The organism is Globicatella sp. HMSC072A10 (genome assembly GCF_001811625.1).
GTDB classification, from domain to species: domain Bacteria; phylum Bacillota; class Bacilli; order Lactobacillales; family Aerococcaceae; genus Globicatella; species Globicatella sanguinis.
Genome location: NZ_KV805785.1, coordinates 1 through 684, shown reverse-complemented (window position 1 = coordinate 684; position 684 = coordinate 1). Strand labels below are relative to the sequence as shown.

The 684-nt window shown below is 34.6% G+C and carries 1 protein-coding gene; it reads left to right on the top strand.

Translation table 11 applies throughout. The annotated features are described in order from the left end of the window. On the top strand, nucleotides 1-654 hold a 654-nt coding region (locus HMPREF2811_RS08490), incomplete at its 5' end, for a helix-turn-helix transcriptional regulator (RefSeq protein ID WP_071408960.1). Nucleotides 655-684 lie beyond the last annotated feature (30 nt).

Sequence of the window (684 nt, the reverse complement as noted above, 5' to 3'; positions counted from 1 at the left end):
GCCAATACCGTGATGGTTTTTAATCCCGGAGTGGTGCATTGGGAAAAGCAACCTTTGAATACTAGCGCACATGAATTGCATATAGGGATTCGTAATTTTTTATTAACGGGTTATCCAAAAGACACCATGCCGAATAAAGAGACGATTTTATCGCCTCAAGGAAATCATCATAAAATTATGGAGATTGCTTGGAATATCGTTTATGAATTAGAACAAGAATCTTTGGAATTTCGAGCAATGACCAAAGCTTTAACGGTACAATTAATCGTCCAAATTATTAGAAGTTTAGAAGCTTCTCAAGACTTAAATTTAATCGGGATTAATCCTACGGTGTCCAGAAAACAAAATTTAGTGACGGATGCTTTGCATTATATCGACCGACATTATAATGAAGAATTAACCATTGATCAGATTGCACAAGAATTATTAATTAGTCCGACTTATTTATCGCGTATTTTTAAAGAAGTACAAGAAATTTCGGTCATTAATTATTTAATTGATATACGGATGAAGCACGCCTCAACTTTATTGAAAGAATCCAATTTAGCGGTAAAAGAAGTAGCGCAATTAGTCGGTTATCAAGACCCGCTCTACTTTAGCAAGCAATTTAAAAAATATTTCGGTAAAACACCCAGCCATTACAAGACGAGTTAGGGAGTGGGCAAGAAGTAGAAAATTAAATAA